Origin of the sequence: Rhizobium sp. NLR8a, assembly GCF_019685235.1 — a bacterium.
Lineage (GTDB): Bacteria > Pseudomonadota > Alphaproteobacteria > Rhizobiales > Rhizobiaceae > Rhizobium.
On record NZ_JABDWI010000020.1, the window covers coordinates 19,233 to 34,585 of the forward strand.

A 15,353-nucleotide genomic window follows, 5' to 3' on the forward strand; every position below is an offset into this window, starting at 1 on the left:
AAACGGCTTCAGATTTTCGGTCGATGCGTCAGTGCACCGTCATCCATTCGCGGGCAGCGCGCAGTGCTTCCACGAGCTGCATCTTGTTCATGGCGGCGGCCACGTCGGCGCGAAGCTCGGCGGCGCGGTCGTTGCCCTTGATCGCGGCGATGTTCAACCACTTGTGGGCGGCAATGAGATCGACGGCGCAGCCGCGGCCGGTCGCATACATCAGACCCATTTCGCAGAAGACATCGGCGCTGTTGTTGTCGCCGCCCATGGTGGCCGTTTCAGCATTGTGCATTTCAAAGCGTGCCATCGGTTTTATCCCTGTTAGCCTGTTTACGACTTACCCTGTTTTACCTTCGGGCCCTGCCGTCTATCGCGGCTTTGCGGCCCTTCCGGTCCGGCGGGCTTGCCCCGCTCGTCTGATGACTTGACTATGCCAAATGGCTTTCAAAAAACGCCTAAAATGCATGATTAATTTGAGACAAACAAACTGCAAACGCTTGGTAAAATTGGGTTTTTGTTAAACATCGGATTCCCTGTGATCTAGGCCTTTTCGCTCAAATTTTACAAAAGATTCAGATTTGGAAATAAACAGATCGTTCATCATGAAATCAGCAGGCGACGGGTTTAAAAGTTCTATGGTCGGCCTTCGGCTGCATTCAGCGGCGAACGGACAGCCGGCTCTATTTACCTTTACGTTCGCGTCAGTTATTTTCGCGACCGGTCAGAAGACATCAGGGAGGAAAAGATGATCCGCAGTCTCGTTCTTGCCGGCGCTATCGCCGTGATCGCGGGGACAGCCTATGCCGAGGAACCTATCGTCGGCAATTGGAAGACGGCCTCCGGCGAAACGGCGGTGATTGCCGCCTGCGGCGGGAGCTTTTGCGTGACGCTGAAAACCGGCAAATATACCGGCCGCAAGATCGGCACATTTGCCGGGACCGGCGGCAGCTATGCCGGCGAGATCACCGACCCAGCCGCCGACAAGACCTATAGCGGCTCAGGAAAGATTTCCGGCAATTCACTGAAGATGCAGGGCTGCGTGATGAAGATCCTCTGCAAGACGCAGACCTGGACACGGCTCTGACTCGATAAGGCCGACGCAACAATCATCCAAAAACGTAATCATGCCGGCCGAAATGCCGGTATGCCTCGACGTCTTCCAGGCTTGCCGATCCTCATTGCAATCGCCAGACCCCGCCCCGCAAGCTGAACGGCGGATGAACCGGCATCTCAGCACTCGTTCAGCCGAGGTGTGGCAAAACTCATGTCACGGTTAAGTTGCGTATTGGGGGTCCGGGATGAACTTCTATATTCTGGCAAGACGTTTCACAATCATCACTCTGTTCGCGGCGATCTTCGCCGTCACATTTTCGGCGGTCGTCGTGCACAATGGCGGCGGCGGCACGCAGTCGCATTTCGGCGCGAGCTATACCTGCCTGGAGAGAAGCGGAACTTTCTGCGCACCGACGGTGCGGTGACTGACATCAGACTCTTAAGAGAAAAAATCGGATTCCGCCGGCGCGGCGTCGTTTGCTTGTCAAAGACAACTCTCTATAATGCGTCATGAACAAACGAATCTCCCCCCTGTCGCCCCTCGACATTTCCTCTCCGCCCCCTTTCCAGCCCGAGAGTTTCGATGATCCCGCCAAGGCCGTCGAGACGCTGACAGCGCTTTACGAACGCAATACGGCGTTCCTGATCAAAAACTTCGCCGAGCTTGCCCAAGGCGCTCCGATCGCCTCGCGCTACCGCGCCTTCTATCCGCAGGTCAGCATCGAGACGACGAGCTTCGGCCATGTCGACTCGCGCCTCTCCTACGGCCACGTGACGGCGCCAGGCATCTACACGACGACGATCACCCGGCCGAAGCTCTTCAAGCATTATCTGAAGCAGCAACTGTCACTGTTGATTAGGAGCCACAATGTTCCGATCGTCGTCTCGGAATCGTCGACGCCGATCCCGCTGCACTTCGCCTTCGGCGAGGGCGCGCATGTGGAAGCATCGGCCTCAGCCTTTGTCGATGTTCCAATGCGCGATATCTTCGACACGCCCGACCTCAACACCACCGACGACGAGATCGCCAACGGCGAATATATCCCGCCGCCGGGCGAGCCCTCGCCGCTTGCGCCATTCACCGCGCAGCGCATCGACTATTCGCTGGCCCGGCTGTCGCATTATACGGCGACGCATGCCGAGCATTTCCAGAATTTCGTGCTGTTTACCAACTACCAGTTCTATATCGACGAATTCTGCAGCTGGGCGCGCAAGCTGATGGCGGAGGGCGGCGACGGTTACACCGCCTTCGTCGAGCCCGGCAACATCGTCACCCTGCCCGGCTCGAGCGCGCCGGAAACGGATGCGACACTTGCCCGCCTGCCGCAGATGCCGGCCTACCATTTGAAGAAGAAGGGTCATGCCGGGATCACCATGATCAATATCGGCGTCGGCCCCTCCAACGCCAAGACGATCACCGACCACGTCGCCGTGCTGCGCCCGCATGCCTGGCTGATGCTCGGCCATTGCGCCGGCCTGCGCAACAGCCAGCGGCTAGGCGATTACGTTCTCGCCCATGCCTATATGCGCGAGGACCATGTTCTCGACGACGACCTGCCGGTCTGGGTGCCGATTCCCGCGCTCGCCGAAGTGCAGGTGGCACTGGAAGCGGCCGTGGCCGAAATCACCGGTTACGAGGGTTTCGAGTTGAAGCGCATCATGCGCACCGGCACCGTCGGCACGATCGACAACCGCAACTGGGAACTGCGCGATCAGCGCGGGCCGGTGAAGCGGCTTTCCCAAGCGCGCGCGATCGCGCTCGACATGGAATCGGCAACGATCGCCGCCAACGGCTTCCGCTTCCGCGTGCCCTACGGCACGCTGCTCTGCGTCTCCGACAAGCCGCTACACGGCGAGTTGAAGCTGCCTGGTATGGCGACGGCCTTTTACCGCACGCAGGTGAACCAGCATTTGCAGATCGGTATCCGTGCCGTCCAGAAGCTTGCGGCCATGCCGCCGGAAGCGCTGCATTCGCGCAAACTGCGCAGCTTCTTCGAGACGGCCTTCCAATAGGCCTTTTCTTCACCGGCCGGTCGCAACAGGCGCCGAACTCTGCGCAAGCATTTGCGGTCTGCCGGCGGCAATGTTCAGCCCTGCAATCAACAGGGTGAAGGCGACGAAGACAAAAGCGACGCGCAGAAGGGCCTTCAGCCCACCGCTTTCATCGAATGCCAGCCCGCGCTTCTCATGGCGGCGCGCCCATATCTGGCTTGCCAGCGCGATTTCAAGAATACTCATTGCCATTCTCCTCGACAGGTTTCAACGAAGCCTTGTCGAGCGCTATCTTGCGATTTCGACAGGTGACCGGCACAAAAGATTTGTCCTGACGCTGTCGAAATGCCCGCACCCCATTCGTCCAGAGGTATTGAAACCCTGCAAGGAGGCTGCCCCGCGATGAAATATCTCTGCCAAGTCTGGTTCGATGGCGCGATACTCGACGCCATGACCAAAGAGGAGAAGGCCGAACTCGACGCAAATTCACTGCACTACGACAGGGACCTCGTCGAAAGCGGGCACATGATCGTCGCCCAGGCGCTGCAGCCGCCAACCTCGGCGGTGACGGTTCGGGTGCGCAGCGGCGAGACGTCGGTGACGGATGGCCCATTCGCCGAGACTAAGGAAGCGCTCGGCGGCTTCATTCTGATTGAGGCGAAGGACCTTAACGACGCGATCCGCGTTGCCGCCGGCATTCCACTCGCCAAACTGGGCGCGATCGAGGTGCGGCCAATCCACGAATTCGCAGCTCAATGAGGACAAACCGATGAAATTTCTATGCCAGATCTGGTTCGACACCGAAAAAAGCAAGCTGGTCCCTCAGACCGAATGGGATGCGCTCACACAGGAGTGCATCATCAGCGACAATCGCTGGCGCGAGAGCGGCCATCTGCAGGTGGCGCTCGCCTTGCATGAACCGTCAACAGCGATCACGGTCCGCCTGCGCAATGGCGAAGTCTCGGCGACCGATGGCCCATTTGCCGAAATCAAGGAGCATCTCGGCGGTTTTGTGCTGATCGAGGCAGAAAATATCGAGGAGGCGAAGACGATCGCGTCGAGCTTTCCGATCCTCAAATATTCCTCAATCGAAGTGCGCCCGACTTACGCCATCCAGGATGGGAAATAGCCATGCGTTATATCTGCATGATTTATAACAGCGCCGACACGGATGGCAGGCTGACGCCTGATGAAACCGGTGAACTCATCAAAGCGCATTTCGCTTTCGATGAGGAGCTTCGCCGCGATGGCATCCTGATCCATTCCGATGCCTTGGAGATGCCTGACCAGGCGACGGTGCTGCGCGTTCGAAACAATACGCTCTCCGCCACCGATGGGCCCTATGTCGAGACGAAGGAACACCTCGCCGGCTTCTACGTCATCGAGGCGCCAGATCTCGTAAAGGCGAAAGAGATTGCCGGACGGATCCCTTCGGCGCGTTTCGGCGCGGTCGAGCTCAGGCCCGTGCGGACCCTCACCGCGCCGCAGTGAGGAGGAGCGCCTCTGGAGAGCGTGATCGAAGAGATTTATCGAACCCAGTCGCGCCGGGTGCTGGCGACGCTGATCCGCCTGCTCGGGGATTTCGATCGGGCGGAGGAAGCGCTTCAGGATGCCTTTGCCGCGGCCGCCCGGACATGGCCGACGGATGGCATCCCCGCTAACCCGTTCGCTTGGCTCGTCTCGACCGGACGTTTCAAGGCGATCGACACCATTCGGCGGCGAGCGCGATTCGATGCCTCGCAGCAGCACATCGAGGACAGCCTCTACAGCGTCGACGAAACGGAGATCGGCGATATGGAAGCGATCGAGGACGACATGCTGCGGCTGATCTTCACCTGCTGTCATCCCGCTATCCCCTCCGATGCCCAGACGGCGATGGCGCTTCGGGAAATCTGCGGATTGAGCACCGAAGAGATCGCCCATGCGTTTCTCGTTTCGGCGCCGACGGTCGCCCAGCGGATCGTGCGCGCCAAGAACAGGATACGGGCCGCGAATATCCCCTACGAAGTGCCGGGCCGCGACGCACTGCCTCAGCGGCTCGATCAGGTGCTGCACGTCATCTATCTCGTCTTTAACGAGGGCTACTCCGCCTCATCAGGCGGGGATGTGGTCCGCGCCGACCTGACCGCCGAGGCGATACGGCTGGCGCGGTTGCTTCTGGCGCTGCTGCCGCATCCTGACGCCCGTGGGCTGCTGGCGCTGATGCTGCTGCAGGATTCCCGCCGCCTGGCACGCAGCAACCAGCAGGGATCGCTGGTGCTGCTCGCCGACCAGGACCGTTCGCTCTGGGACCGTGTGAAAATCGCGGAAGGCCTGGCGCTGCTCGCCGAGGCGATGCGGGCGGCAGAGATCGGCGCCTATACGGTGCAGGCGGCGATCGCTGCCGAGCATGCCAGGGCGCCGACGGCCGATGAGACCGACTGGCGGCGGATCGCCTTCTATTACGATCTGCTGCTGGCGGCGCAGCCATCGCCGATCGCGGAACTCAACCGCGCCGTGGCGATCGCTATGGCGGACGGGCCGGCAAAGGGACTGGATCTGATCGATGCCATTCTGGGCCGCCAGGAGCTCACGGCCTATCACCTCGCCCATTCGGCGCGCGCCGATTTCCTGCGCAGGCTCGGCCGCACCGAAGAGGCGATCGCCGCCTATCAGACGGCGCTGTCGCTTTGTCGGCAGGAGCCGGAGCAGGCATTTCTGCGGAAACGGATTTCAGAGCTTGCCGCGGCGCCCGAGCGGCAGTGAGATCGCGGTGCCTGTCAGCGCCGAAACGATGATCAAGAGATGCGCGTTGACGCTTGCCTGCGCCAGCGCGGCCAGAGCCATCCGCTCACCCGATGCTCCGAGCGCAATGGCACCGGCGGTGATGCCGGCCGGATAGGTGCCGACGCCGCCCGGCGCGTGCACCGGCAGGACAGAGGAGAGTTCACCCCCGAGCGCGCCGCCGAAGCTTGCCGCCATCGGCAGCACGCCCATCAGGCCGAGCGCCCATGCGAGCACGATCACCTTCACCAGCCAGTTGACGATGGTCATCGCCCAGGCGCGCGCAAAGGCGGCGGCATCGAGCGGCAGACCGTTTTCGATTTCGACGACGAATTTCTGCGCCTTTTCCGGCAACAGCCTCGCGGCGACCCGCAGAAGCGGCTTGCGTGCAGCGAAGGCCGCGACCGGCAGCAGCAGGAAGCCTGACCAAAGCGACCACGCGACAAGCGCATCGGCCGCAGCGAGCGCAAAGCCGATACCGGCCGCCGCCAGGAGCGCGTGCAGATCGAGCAGCCGCATGACCAGGAGCGCCGAGGTTCCGCGGGCCAGCGGGATGCCGAACTCGGTGCGCATCAACAACGGAAAGCTGGTCTCGCCGGTGCGGAAGGGCAGCATGATATTCAGGAGATTGTGGATCTGCGTGACGCGGAAGAGGATTGCGAACCGGCCCGCCGTTTCCTTGGGAAAATAATCGTAGATGCGCCAGGTGCGCAGGAAATAGGTGCTCGTCAACGCCACGAGCGCACCGATCACCGGGCCTGCCCCGACATCGGCCCATTGGCTGATGATGACGGGCCAACCCCAGAACCATTGCACGAAGAGCGCATAGGCTGCGACAATTGCGACCGTCAGCGCCGTCATGCGATTGCGCATAAACCAGGATTGCTGGCTTTCAACGATCGAACTCTTCATGTAGTAGGCATTCCTCGCTTGGCGTCGGCATGAGCCTCGGCTCCATTGCCAGGCGTTTTAGGAGAAATGAAGGTTGGGCACAACGGCGGAGTTGAAGCCACGGGCGGCGAGATCGCTTCAAGGCCGACAACCGCGGCGGCAGACCGACAAATCACGGCGCCTTGCCGGCTTGACTTGGAGATCGATGTTGGAGCGCATTACCAGAAACATCAGGAGCGCGAGCATTTTTCTGGCAGTCTATTTCCTGCTGAACATCGTGCTCCGCATCGCATTGCCCCATACGCTCGATCTCGACGAGGCGGAACAATCGTTCTACTCGCAATATCTCTTGGCCGGCTACGGCTCGCAGCCGCCCTTCTACAACTGGATCCAATACGCCATCGTTTCGGTGACCGGGATCACGATGTGGGCGCTCTCGGTTCCGAAGAACATCATCCTCTTCGGCTGTTATCTTTTCTATGGGCTGGCCGCCCGCGAGGTGCTGAAGAGCCGTCTGCTCCCGCCTATCGCCATGCTGAGCCTGATTACCCTGCCACAGGTTGGCCTGATGGCGCAGCGCGAACTGACCCACACCGTTGCCCTGCTGTTTGCGACCTCGCTCTTCCTCTTTGGCTTTTTCCGCACACTTCGTCAGCCGACGATCGGGAGCTATCTCGTCGTCGGCATCGCCACCGGCATCGGCCTCATCTCCAAATACAATTTCGCCATCCTGCCGTTTGCCGCCTTCGTCGCAGTCCTGGTGGACCGAAAGTGGCGCAGCCGGCTGTTGGACTGGCGTCTGCTGCCGGCATTCGCAATCGCCATGCTGATCATTCTGCCGCATGCGCTCTGGCTGCCCGATAACCTCGTCAGCGCTTCGGCCCCGACCATGGAGCGGATGACCGCCGAGCACGAGGCCGCCGCTGGCCTTCCCCGTATCGGACAGGGGCTGTTGTCCCTCGCAATCGCCGTCCTCGGCTTCGTCGCATTGCCGATCGTTCTCTTCGCAGCAGCCTTCCGACTGGATTTCTTCCGTGCGTTTTCCGCGTCCAGTCCGATGATCCGGGTCATCGAGCGGATGATGATCGTCAGCCTGATCGCCTTCGCCGGCGTTGTCGTCTTCGCCGGCGCGAGCGATATCCACGAGCGCTGGCTCGACCCGTGCCTGCTCGTCCTGCTGATTTATCTGCTCCTGAAGCTCGAAACCGCGAGCTTCGATCTTTCCGCCGGCCTGGCACGCTTCCGGCCAGTGGTGCCGGTCTTCATGGTCGTCATCCTGGCGATCCTTCTGCTCAGGATCGTCGCCATGCAATATACCGGCGTTTATACGAGAACGAACGTGCCCTTCTCCGGCTACGTGGCCGAACTGACCGCGACCCGCAAGCCGGTTCTCATCGTGGCGGGAACCAAGTTCGTGGCCGGCAACATGAAGCTGGAATTCCCCGACGTTCCCGTCGTGATCCCATTCTTTCCAGGGCCCGGAGTTCCCGAATATGCGGCTGCGAAGGGTCCTGTGCTCGTTGTCTGGCGCGGAGAAACCGCAAATGACCCCACCATTTCTCCCGACTTTGCCGATGATCTCGTGAAATCGGGTATTCATCTGCAGGAGGTGAAGACGCTGACCCTTCCCTATCTTTTCGGTGACGGCAAACATACGTTCTCGATTGGTTATTCCTGGGTGGAAGGCGGCGCGAAGTAGGGTTGCGGCAAGTCGGCCGATTGCGGGGAAAGCGGCATTGCCCGCTGGCAACGGCCGGACACTTCATGTAGTAGGCTTCCGCAAGCGCGGTGGCGGCAGTAAGATTGCAAGGCCGCCCGGCCTTTTGGAGATGCAAAGTTGCAGACAACGCTAGAGCCCATTCGCGGCACGAATGATCCGGTACAATCGCTCGAGCTGTCGCTGGTCGTGCCCGTTTTCAACGAAGAGGAAAGCGTCGGCCCGCTGGTCGAGCGCATCGTTGCGGCGATGGCCGAGTATCCTCATCACTGGGAACTGATCCTCGTCGACGACGGCAGCACGGATGCGACGCTCGTCAACGCCCGCAAATTCGTCGGACGCGAGGGCCTGGCGCTCAGGATCGTCGAGCTGCAGCGTAATTTCGGCCAGACCGCCGCCATGCAGGCCGGCATCGATACCGCCCGCGGCCGGCTGATCGCGACGATGGACGGCGATCTGCAGAACGACCCGAAGGATATCCCTTCGATGGTCTCCGAGCTGGAGCAGCGCCAACTCGACCTCCTGGTCGGCTGGCGCAAGAACCGCAAGGACGGCCTGTTCCTGCGCAAGATCCCGTCCTGGTGCGCCAACTACCTGATCGGCCGCATCACCGGCGTCAAGCTGCATGATTACGGCTGCAGCCTGAAGATCTACCGTGCCTCGATCATCAAGCAGGTGAAGCTGATGGGCGAAATGCACCGCTTCATCCCGGCGTGGGTCGCCGGCGTTGTTCCGAGCTCGCGGATCGGCGAGATGGCCGTCACCCACCATGCTCGCGAGCACGGCGTTTCAAAGTACGGCATTTCGCGCACCTTCCGCGTCATCCTCGACCTGCTGTCTGTCATGTTCTTCATGCGCTACAAGGCGCGGCCCGGCCACTTCTTCGGCTCGCTCGGTCTCGGTCTTGGCGCGGTTGCCATGTTGATCCTGCTCTATCTCGGCTTCGACAAGTTCATCCTGGGCAACGATATCGGCACCAGACCCATGCTGATGGTCGGGGTCGTTCTCCTCCTTTCGTCGGTGCAGATGATCACCACCGGCATTCTGGCGGAAATGATCGCACGCACCTATTATCGTGACGATGCCTCCCCGAACTACATCGTCCGGCAGATCTTCGACGATCAAAGCCAAGCGTAAGCCGGCAGCATGATGCTGGACCGCGCGACGAGGACGATCAGAACCGCGGCGCTGCTGCTTGCAGCCTATTTTGTGCTGAACATCGCGCTCAGGCTGGCACTCCCGCACGCGCTGGAACTCGATGAGGCCGAGCAGTCCTTCTTCTCGCAATATCTGCTGGCGGGCTACGGCCCGCAGCCGCCCTTCTACAACTGGATGCAATATGCCGTCGTTTCGGTAACCGGCTTGTCGATGGGCGCCCTTATTATCCCGAAGAACATCCTGCTCTTCCTGTGCTACCTCTTTTACGGCCTTGCCGGGCGCGAGGCACTGAAGGACCAGAAGCTTGCCGCCGTCGCGATGATGGCGCTGATCACCCTGCCCCAGGTTTCCTACATGGCGCAGCAGGATCTGACCCACACGACGGCGCTGCTCTTTGCCAGCTCGCTCTTCCTCTACGGCTTCTTCCGCACGCTCGAGCGGCCCGGCATCGGTAGCTACCTCCTGCTCGGGCTTGCCACCGGCATCGGGCTGATCTCGAAATATAATTTTGCGCTGATGCCCGTCGTGGCGCTGATCGCCATCCTGCCCGATGCCGAATGGCGGCGCCGGGCGCTGGACTGGCGTCTGCTGGCGGCAATCGCCGTCGCGCTCGTCATCGTGTTGCCGCACGCGATCTGGCTGCGGAGCAACCTCGAATTCGCCTCTTCCGATACTCTGGTCAAGATGGCCGCCGGCAATGAACCGGTCGGCGCCTTGCGAATCGGCAAGGGTATTCTTGCCTTTGTCGTCGCCATCATCGCCTTTGCAGCACTGCCCGTCGCAATTTTCGCCGCCGCCTTCCGCCGGGACTTCTTCCGGGCGCTCTCAGCCGGAAACCGCTGGACCGGGATGCTGGAGCGAATGATGCTCGCGAGCCTCGCCGGCATTCTTCTGATCGTGCTGTTCACCGGCTCCACCACGGTGCGTGAACGCTGGCTCGACCCATTCCTGCTGGTGCTGCCGATCTATTTCCTGGCAAAGATGCAGGCGGGCGGGCTCGACCTTTCCGCCGGACTGCGCCGCTTCCGGCCTGTCGTGCCGGTGCTGATGGCCTGCGTCCTGGTCGCGCTCGGCTTCCGCGTCGTCGGCGCCGGGCTGATCGGCACCTATAGCAGGCCGAATGTGCCGATGGCCGATCTCGCGCGCGATATGACGCGGCAGGCCGAACCTGTGCTGGTGATCGCCTCGGATACCTATGTCGGCGGCAACATGCGCCTGCAGCTTCCCGACGTGCCCGTGGTGATCCCGGATTTCCCTGCACCCGGTATTCCGGCCTATGCGACGGCAGGCGGGCCGGTGCTCATCGTCTGGCGCGGCAAAAAGACGGCAACGGCCGCGGATGCGGTCATGCCGGAGCGGTTTTCATTGGCGCTGGCGGCGGCAGGTATCGCGCCGCAGGAAGTCGACGCCTTGTCGCTTCCCTATCATTTCGGCCGCCAGGGCGACAATTTCGCTCTCGGTTATGCCTGGGTTCGGCCGGGGGCGAGATAGTTGACCGAGACCAGCCTCCGCGACATCAAATGGATTTTCGTCCTGCTGGCCGCCTATTTCGTCCTTCAGATCGGCGTGCGGCTTGCAACCTCGCATTCGCTCGATCTCGACGAGGCCGAACAGGCCTTCCGCTCGCAATGGCTCGCCGCCGGTTACGGCCCGCAGCCGCCGTTTTACAACTGGCTGCAATATACCGTCTTCCAGTTTACAGGCGTTTCGCTGGCTGCCCTGTCCGTCGTCAAGAACCTCCTGTTATTCAGCTCTTATCTGCTGTACGGCCTGACGGCGCGGCTCGTCCTGCGCGACAAGGCGATGGTGGCGATCGCAACACTCGGTCTGCTGACCATCCCGCAGATGGTTTTTGAGATGCAGCGGGACCTGACGCACACGGTCGCGGTCTTCTTTTCAGCCAGCATCTTCTTCTACGGTTTCATCCGCAGTCTGAAGCAGCCAAGCCTTGCCTCCTATCTGGTCGCCGGTATCGGCATCGGTTTCGGCCTGCTTGCCAAGTATAATTTCGCCATCCTGCCGGCGGCAGCACTAATTGCCGCCCTGGCGGATCAGCGCCTGCGGCCGCGGATTTTCGATTGGCGGCTGGTGTTGACGGCTGTCGTGGCCCTCGTCATTACCCTGCCGCACCTCTTCTGGCTGAAGGACAATCTCGATTTCGCTACAGCACGCACGCTGGAGAAGATGACCGCGAGCGGCCATGCGAGCTATCCCATGCAGGTCGCCATGGGCATCAGCTCGCTCGCTCTCGCCGTCATCAGCTTTGCCGGATTGACGGTGGCGGTCTTCGCCATGGTGTTCGGCAAGCGCCTTCGCCAGGCGTTTACTGCCGGCTCGGAATGGACGCGACTCGTCGAGCGGATGATGCTCGTCTTCCTGACCGGCATTCTGTTTCTGGTCGTCTTCGGCGGTGCGGCCGGCATCAAGGATCGCTGGCTGGTACCGATGTTTTTCATCCTGCCGCTCTATCTCTGCCTGAAGGTCGAGGCCGCGGGCGTTGAGACCGGCAAGGCTTTCCGGCGCTTCATGCTCGTAGTCGCCGTCTTCATGATCGGCGTGCCGGCGATCCTTTACGGCAGCGTCGCGACGGCACGCTTCACCGGTCATTACGAACGATTGAACAGGCCCTATGCCGCGATGCTGGAAAACCTGCGTCAACAGGCGGAACCGGCGGCAATCCTTGCCGGCGATAGCCTTCTTGCCGGCAATGTCAGGCAGGATATTGCCGGGGTACCGGTCCTCTCCGTCGATTATCCCGGCTTCCATCCGGATCTGACCGGCCGCCGACCGCTTCTCCTTGTCTGGCTGATACCGAAGGGAGGCAGCGAAGCGCTGCCTCCTGATATGGCGCAATGGCTCCAGACCAATCTCGGCGCCTCCGCGCCTGAGACATCGGCGATCGACGTGCCCTATTTCTACGGCCGCGGCAGGGACAGCTATCGTTTCGGCTATGCCTGGATCAATCAGCCGGCCTGAGCGAAGTCACGACTTCAGCTCCTTCCAGGCCGCGTCCAACGCCAGCCTGGTAATCCTTGCCATCTCGTCTACCTCCGCGTGGGTGATGACAAGGGGCGGCGAGGCCAGCATGCGGTCGCCGGTGGCGCGCAGCACGAGGCCGTTCGCCAGTGCATGGTTGCGCACCAACGCGCCGATCTGATCGGGCTTGTCGAAGCGAGTGCGCGTGCTCTTGTCGGCAGTGAGCTGCAGGCCGCCCATGAGGCCAATGCTGGCTGCCTCGCCGACAAGATCGTGTTCGGCGAGCGCCGCCCAGGCCTTGCCGAAATAGGGACCGATATCGTCGCGCACCCGCTCGACCAGTCTTTCCTCCTCGATGATGCGCAGATTTTCGAGTGCGGCGGCGGCGCAGACCGGATGGCCGGAATAGGTGAAGCCGTGATTGAAGTCGCCGACCTCATTGATCAGCACGTCGGCGATGCGGTCGCTGACGAGCACGCCGCCGATCGGCAGATAGCCGGAGGAAAGCCCCTTGGCGATCGGTGCGAGATCCGGCTCGACGTCGAAATGCTGGTGGCCGAACCAGGCGCCCAATCGACCGAAACCGCAGATCACCTCGTCGGTCACCAACAGGATATTGCGCGCCTTGCAGATGCGGTCGATCTCCGGCCAATAGGTCTCAGGTGGGATGATGACGCCGGCAGCCCCTTGCACCGGCTCGGCGACGAAGGCGGCGACATTCTCCTCGCCGAGCTCGTCGATCTTCGCTTCCAGCTCGCGTGCGACTTTGAGGCCGAATTCGGCGGGCGAGAGATCGCCGCCCTCGCCGTACCAATAGGGCTGACCGATATGGACAATACCCGGGATCGGCAGGTCGCCCTGCTCGTGCATGTATTTCATGCCGCCGAGGCTGGCACCGGCAACGGTCGAACCGTGATAGCCGTTCTTCCTCGCGATCACGATCTTCTTCGACGGCTTGCCGACGGCGCTCCAATAGACCCGGGCCATGCGAAACCAGGTGTCGTTCGCTTCCGAACCGGAGCTGGTGAAGAAGATATGGTTGAACCGTTCGCCGGCATGGGACGTAACCTTCTCAGCCAGCAGCGTCGCCGACGTCGAGCTCGTGCCGAAGAAGGTGTTGTAATAGGGCAACTCGTTCATCTGCCTTGCGACGGCCTCGGTGATCTCCCGGCGGCCATAGCCGATATTGACGCACCAGAGGCCGGCGAAGCCATCTAGATATTTCCTGCCGCGATCGTCGAAGATGTGGCAGCCCTCGCCGCGCTGGATGATGCGCGCGCCTTCGGCATTCAGCTTTTTCATGTCGGCGAAGGGATGCAGGTGGTGCGCGGCGTCGATCGCCGCAAGGTTCGAGGGTGGGTAAGTATCGAGCATGGCTGGTGAAAGACCCTCGCGGATTGAAAGGCTGTTGTCGATGAGATAGGAGCTTGGCCTTGTCCCGGAGGATTTTCAAGGCAATGGCGAGCGACAGGATGGACGGCAAGGCCTGGGGTGGCGACCCGCGTTTCGAAATCCTGATCGTCGGTATGAATGGCGATCTGCGCGGCAAACAGCTGCCGCCGGGCGCAGAAGACAAGGTCTGGGCCGGAGAGATCCGCCTGCCGACCTCGACGCAATCGCTCGACATCTGGGGCGACGACAATGACGATATCACCGGCCTGTCGCTGACGATCGGCGATCCCGATGGCAAGGTACTCCCCGACCGGCGCAGCCTGGCGCCGATGCCCTGGGCACCCGAGGGCTCGATGCAAGTGCTCGCCAGCATGCATGAATTCGACGGCAGCCCCAGCTTCATGGACCCGCGTGCCATCCTCGCTTCTGTATTGGAGCGCTATGCGGCGCGGGGATTGACGCCTGTGGTGGCGACCGAGCTGGAATTCTACGTGATGTCGGGAGACTGGCGTGAGACCGGTCGCCCCTCCCCGCCCGAAGGCCTCACCTATCGCGGTGAGCCGAACGGTTTCCAGCTTTACGACATGAGCGCCGTCGACGCACTCGACGACTATCTCGGGACGCTGAGGGCCTATGCGAAGGCGCAGGGGCTGCCGGCGGAAGCGACGACGGCGGAGTTCGGTCCCGGCCAGTTCGAGATAAACCTGCTGCACCGCCCCGATGCGCTGGCGGCCGCCGACGACTGCCTCTACCTTAAGCGCATCGCCGAACAGGCGGCGCGCCGGCACGGGCTGAAATCGACCTGCATGGCCAAGCCCTATTCCGACCATGCCGGCTCCGGCCTGCATGTTCATGCAAGCGTCATCGACCGGCAAGGCCGCAACATCCTCGATGCCAAGGGCGGCGAGCCGAAGCGGCTCAAATCGGTTGCTGCCGCGCTGCTCAACAGCATGCGCGAAGCGCAGCTGATCTTCGCCCCCTTCGCCAATTCCTACCGCCGCTTCCAGCCGGGCTCGTTCGCACCCGTCGATCTCACCTGGGGCAGCGGCCATCGCGGCACGGCGATCCGCATACCCGACAAGGACGGGCCGGCCGCCCGTATCGAGCATCGTGTCGCCGGCGCCGATGCCAATCCCTATCTGCTGCTCGCGGCAATCCTCGGCGGCATGCTCACCGGTCTCGAACACGAACTCGACCCCGGCGAGGAGACGACGCCCTCGCATACGCCTGCGAATACCACACGGCTGACGCATGATTTCCTCAGCGCCGTCGAGGCTTTCCGCACCTCGCCGCTCATCACCGATATTTTCGGCGCGCGTTATCAGGCGCTCTATGGCGACACAAAGCGCAAGGAAGCGCTTGCGCATCTGCGCACCGTCTCGGATTTCGACTATCGCACCTATTTGCCGCGGCTCTGAAA

The 15,353-nt window shown here is 61.8% G+C and carries 16 protein-coding genes; 12 read left to right on the plus strand and 4 right to left on the minus strand.

What is annotated here, in order from left to right:
* Positions 1-28: 28 nt before the first annotated feature.
* The gene (locus HJC04_RS29855; protein ID WP_210628537.1) at positions 29-298 is read right to left on the minus strand and encodes a sel1 repeat family protein; all 270 of its coding nucleotides are present in this window, start codon (positions 296-298) and stop codon (positions 29-31) included.
* A gap of 438 nt (positions 299-736) precedes the next feature.
* Between HJC04_RS29855 and HJC04_RS29860 the strand changes: the two genes are divergently transcribed.
* The 3 genes from HJC04_RS29860 to HJC04_RS29870 all read left to right on the plus strand — a co-directional run bounded on the left by HJC04_RS29860 (position 737) and on the right by HJC04_RS29870 (position 3,057).
* Positions 737-1,075: a DUF2147 domain-containing protein gene (locus HJC04_RS29860; RefSeq protein WP_221147738.1), complete on the plus strand. Its 339-nt coding sequence runs from the start codon at positions 737-739 to the stop codon at positions 1,073-1,075.
* Between the two features lie 214 nt (positions 1,076-1,289).
* Entirely contained in the window at positions 1,290-1,469 is a 180-nt protein-coding gene (locus HJC04_RS29865; protein ID WP_064809967.1) for a hypothetical protein, read from the plus strand.
* Between the two features lie 85 nt (positions 1,470-1,554).
* Positions 1,555-3,057: an AMP nucleosidase gene (locus HJC04_RS29870; RefSeq protein WP_221147739.1), complete on the plus strand. Its 1,503-nt coding sequence runs from the start codon at positions 1,555-1,557 to the stop codon at positions 3,055-3,057.
* 9 nt (positions 3,058-3,066) lie between these two features.
* Here HJC04_RS29870 and HJC04_RS29875 read toward each other — a convergent pair whose 3' ends face one another.
* Complete coding sequence (locus HJC04_RS29875; protein WP_210628540.1) at positions 3,067-3,282, minus strand: hypothetical protein; 216 nt, start codon at positions 3,280-3,282, stop codon at positions 3,067-3,069.
* Between the two features lie 156 nt (positions 3,283-3,438).
* On the opposite strand from HJC04_RS29875, the gene HJC04_RS29880 reads away from it, so the two are divergent.
* The 4 genes from HJC04_RS29880 to HJC04_RS29895 are packed head-to-tail and all read left to right on the plus strand — an operon-like array spanning position 3,439 to position 5,781.
* Positions 3,439-3,795, plus strand: a complete 357-nt coding sequence (locus tag HJC04_RS29880) for a YciI family protein (RefSeq protein WP_210628541.1) — start codon at positions 3,439-3,441, stop codon at positions 3,793-3,795.
* A gap of 10 nt (positions 3,796-3,805) precedes the next feature.
* Entirely contained in the window at positions 3,806-4,165 is a 360-nt protein-coding gene (locus tag HJC04_RS29885) for a YciI family protein (protein WP_210628542.1), read from the plus strand.
* 2 nt (positions 4,166-4,167) lie between these two features.
* Positions 4,168-4,527, plus strand: a complete 360-nt coding sequence (locus tag HJC04_RS29890; protein WP_210628543.1) for a YciI family protein — start codon at positions 4,168-4,170, stop codon at positions 4,525-4,527.
* 12 nt (positions 4,528-4,539) lie between these two features.
* Positions 4,540-5,781, plus strand: a complete 1,242-nt coding sequence (locus tag HJC04_RS29895; RefSeq protein WP_210631664.1) for an RNA polymerase sigma factor — start codon at positions 4,540-4,542, stop codon at positions 5,779-5,781.
* Here the strand turns inward: HJC04_RS29895 and HJC04_RS29900 are convergent.
* Complete coding sequence (locus tag HJC04_RS29900; RefSeq protein WP_221147740.1) at positions 5,749-6,711, minus strand: lysylphosphatidylglycerol synthase domain-containing protein; 963 nt, start codon at positions 6,709-6,711, stop codon at positions 5,749-5,751. The genes HJC04_RS29895 and HJC04_RS29900 overlap by 33 nt on opposite strands.
* 184 nt (positions 6,712-6,895) lie before the next feature.
* On the opposite strand from HJC04_RS29900, the gene HJC04_RS29905 reads away from it, so the two are divergent.
* From HJC04_RS29905 to HJC04_RS29920, 4 genes are all read left to right on the plus strand, one after another.
* Positions 6,896-8,389, plus strand: coding sequence for a glycosyltransferase family 39 protein (locus tag HJC04_RS29905; RefSeq protein WP_221147741.1), 1,494 nt, complete (start codon positions 6,896-6,898; stop codon positions 8,387-8,389).
* 138 nt (positions 8,390-8,527) lie between these two features.
* Positions 8,528-9,544: a glycosyltransferase family 2 protein gene (locus HJC04_RS29910; RefSeq protein ID WP_221147742.1), complete on the plus strand. Its 1,017-nt coding sequence runs from the start codon at positions 8,528-8,530 to the stop codon at positions 9,542-9,544.
* A gap of 12 nt (positions 9,545-9,556) precedes the next feature.
* Positions 9,557-11,056, plus strand: coding sequence for a glycosyltransferase family 39 protein (locus HJC04_RS29915; protein WP_221147752.1), 1,500 nt, complete (start codon positions 9,557-9,559; stop codon positions 11,054-11,056).
* Positions 11,057-12,541 (plus strand): glycosyltransferase family 39 protein, encoded by a 1,485-nt coding sequence (locus HJC04_RS29920; protein ID WP_221147743.1) that lies wholly within the window; start codon positions 11,057-11,059, stop codon positions 12,539-12,541.
* Between the two features lie 6 nt (positions 12,542-12,547).
* On the opposite strand, the gene HJC04_RS29925 is transcribed toward HJC04_RS29920, so the two are convergent.
* On the minus strand, positions 12,548-13,915 hold the full coding sequence (locus tag HJC04_RS29925) for an aspartate aminotransferase family protein (RefSeq protein ID WP_221147744.1): 1,368 nt from the start codon (positions 13,913-13,915) through the stop codon (positions 12,548-12,550).
* An 83-nt stretch (positions 13,916-13,998) separates the two neighbouring features.
* Between HJC04_RS29925 and HJC04_RS29930 the strand changes: the two genes are divergently transcribed.
* The gene (locus HJC04_RS29930; protein ID WP_210631666.1) at positions 13,999-15,351 is read left to right on the plus strand and encodes a glutamine synthetase family protein; all 1,353 of its coding nucleotides are present in this window, start codon (positions 13,999-14,001) and stop codon (positions 15,349-15,351) included.
* The last annotated feature ends 2 nt before the right edge of the window (positions 15,352-15,353 follow it).

Coding starts and splice junctions, on each gene's coding strand:
- HJC04_RS29855 (WP_210628537.1), bottom strand. CDS start 298: ATGGCACGCTTTGAAATGCACAATGCTGAAACGGCCACCATGGGCGGC.
- HJC04_RS29860 (WP_221147738.1), top strand. CDS start 737: ATGATCCGCAGTCTCGTTCTTGCCGGCGCTATCGCCGTGATCGCGGGG.
- HJC04_RS29865 (WP_064809967.1), top strand. CDS start 1,290: ATGAACTTCTATATTCTGGCAAGACGTTTCACAATCATCACTCTGTTC.
- HJC04_RS29870 (WP_221147739.1), top strand. CDS start 1,555: ATGAACAAACGAATCTCCCCCCTGTCGCCCCTCGACATTTCCTCTCCG.
- HJC04_RS29875 (WP_210628540.1), bottom strand. CDS start 3,282: ATGAGTATTCTTGAAATCGCGCTGGCAAGCCAGATATGGGCGCGCCGC.
- HJC04_RS29880 (WP_210628541.1), top strand. CDS start 3,439: ATGAAATATCTCTGCCAAGTCTGGTTCGATGGCGCGATACTCGACGCC.
- HJC04_RS29885 (WP_210628542.1), top strand. CDS start 3,806: ATGAAATTTCTATGCCAGATCTGGTTCGACACCGAAAAAAGCAAGCTG.
- HJC04_RS29890 (WP_210628543.1), top strand. CDS start 4,168: ATGCGTTATATCTGCATGATTTATAACAGCGCCGACACGGATGGCAGG.
- HJC04_RS29900 (WP_221147740.1), bottom strand. CDS start 6,711: ATGAAGAGTTCGATCGTTGAAAGCCAGCAATCCTGGTTTATGCGCAAT.
- HJC04_RS29905 (WP_221147741.1), top strand. CDS start 6,896: ATGTTGGAGCGCATTACCAGAAACATCAGGAGCGCGAGCATTTTTCTG.
- HJC04_RS29915 (WP_221147752.1), top strand. CDS start 9,557: ATGCTGGACCGCGCGACGAGGACGATCAGAACCGCGGCGCTGCTGCTT.
- HJC04_RS29925 (WP_221147744.1), bottom strand. CDS start 13,915: ATGCTCGATACTTACCCACCCTCGAACCTTGCGGCGATCGACGCCGCG.
- HJC04_RS29930 (WP_210631666.1), top strand. CDS start 13,999: ATGGCGAGCGACAGGATGGACGGCAAGGCCTGGGGTGGCGACCCGCGT.